This is a genomic window from Micromonospora sp. NPDC049580, from assembly GCF_040675595.1.
In the GTDB taxonomy this organism is placed as follows: domain Bacteria; phylum Actinomycetota; class Actinomycetes; order Mycobacteriales; family Micromonosporaceae; genus Micromonospora.
In genome coordinates this window covers 1-1,928 of the sequence record NZ_JBFAPG010000748.1, presented here as the reverse complement: position 1 = coordinate 1,928, position 1,928 = coordinate 1, and the positions used below count along the sequence as shown (strand labels likewise).

Sequence of the window (1,928 nt, the reverse complement as noted above, 5' to 3'; positions counted from 1 at the left end):
CCGGCTCAGTCGTCCTCGGCGTCCGGGCCGGCGACCTCGACGCCGTCGCCACGCACCACGTGGATGCAGTCGCCCGGGCACTCCTTCGCGGAGTCGATCACTTCGAGGCGCAGGTGCGCGGGCACGTCCACCCGGCTGCCCGGCGCCATCCGCAGCTCACCGTCGACGCCCTTGACGTACGCCAGGCCGTCGATGTCGAACTCGAACACCTCCGGCGCGTACTGCACGCAGAGCCCGTCACCCGTGCAGAGATCCTGGTCCACCCAGACCTGCAACTGGTCGGTCGCGACCTCGGCCACCGGTGCACCCCCCATGTTCTCCCGTACCAGCCTCCGACGGTACCCGAACGCCCGTACCGGCCCGCCAGGCCACCCTTGGCGATCAAGGTTCGGTGACGAGGGTGTTGCGTGGGACCGAATCGGGCTCATAGCGGCTAGTGTTAGGTCAGAACGTTCAAGCCCCCCGGGGAGGTGGGACGTGGCAGCACGCAGCGACGACGCGGACTCGCGCGCCGCACGGTGGGAGAAGGAAGCCCACGATCTCTCCACGCAGGTCGCGTTCCTTCAGGAGGAACTCGCCCTGGTGCGGCGGAAGTTGACCGAAAGCCCCCGACACGTCCGGCAGCTCGAAGAGCGGCTGGCGGCCACCCAGGCACAGTTGGCGCGGCTGACCGAGAACAACGACCGGCTGGTGAGCACCCTCAAGGAGGCTCGCACGCAGATCGTCACGCTCAAGGAGGAGATCGACCGGCTCGCGCAGCCGCCGAGTGGCTACGGAGTCTTCCTGGCCAAGCACGACGACGGGACGGTGGACGTCTTCACCGGCGGCCGCAAGCTGCGGGTCGCCGTCTCGCCCTCACTGGACGTGGACGAGCTGCGCCGCGGCCAGGAGGTCCTGCTCAACGACGCGCTCAACATCGTCGACGCGTTCGGGTACGAGCGGGTCGGTGAGGTCGTGATGCTCAAGGAGATCCTGGAGGGACCGAACGGCGGGCCGGGCGACCGGGCGCTGGTGGTCTCCCACTCCGACGAGGAGCGCATCGTGCACCTCGCCGAGACGCTCATCGGCTCGGCGATCCGGGCCGGCGACTCGCTCATGATCGAGCCCCGCTCGGCGTACGCGTACGAGCGGATCCCGAAGAGCGAGGTCGAGGAGCTGGTCCTGGAGGAGGTGCCCGACGTCGACTACGGCGACATCGGTGGCCTCCAGTCGCAGATCGAGCAGATCCGCGACGCGGTGGAGCTGCCGTTCCTGCACGCGGACCTGTTCCGCGAGCACCAGCTCCGCCCACCGAAGGGCATCCTGCTCTACGGCCCGCCCGGCTGCGGCAAGACGCTGATCGCCAAGGCGGTGGCCAACTCGCTGGCCAAGAAGATCGCCGAGCGCCAGGGCAAGGAGAAGCACACCAGCTTCTTCCTCAACATCAAGGGCCCGGAGCTGCTCAACAAGTACGTCGGCGAGACCGAGCGGCACATCCGGCTGATCTTCCAGCGGGCTCGGGAGAAGGCCGGCGAGGGCACCCCGGTGATCGTGTTCTTCGACGAGATGGACTCGATCTTCCGGACCCGCGGCTCCGGCGTCTCCTCCGACGTGGAGAACACGATCGTCCCGCAGCTGCTCAGTGAGATCGACGGCGTGGAGGGCCTGGAGAACGTCATCGTCATCGGCGCCTCCAACCGGGAAGACATGATCGACCCGGCGATCCTGCGCCCCGGTCGGCTCGACGTGAAAATCAAGATCGAGCGACCGGACGCCGAGGCGGCGAAGGACATCTTCTCCAAGTACATCCTCTCCGGGCTCCCGCTGCACCCGGACGACCTCGCCGAACACGGACACCTACTCCCCCACCCTGAAGGTCACCGACCCGGCCGGCCTGACCGGTACGGCGAGCCTGGTCATCACCGTGGGAAACACCGCGCCGACGGTGA

The 1,928-nt window shown here is 68.2% G+C and carries 2 protein-coding genes; one reads left to right on the top strand and one right to left on the bottom strand.

The features are described from left to right. Window positions 1-5: 5 nt before the first annotated feature. Complete coding sequence (locus AB0J68_RS31710; RefSeq protein WP_039908212.1) at window positions 6-299, bottom strand: ferredoxin; 294 nt, start codon at window positions 297-299, stop codon at window positions 6-8. A gap of 178 nt (window positions 300-477) precedes the next feature. On the opposite strand from AB0J68_RS31710, the gene arc reads away from it, so the two are divergent. Beyond that, the coding region (gene arc, locus AB0J68_RS31705) for a proteasome ATPase (protein WP_363942514.1) at window positions 478-1,928 on the top strand (1,451 nt) is incomplete at its 3' end.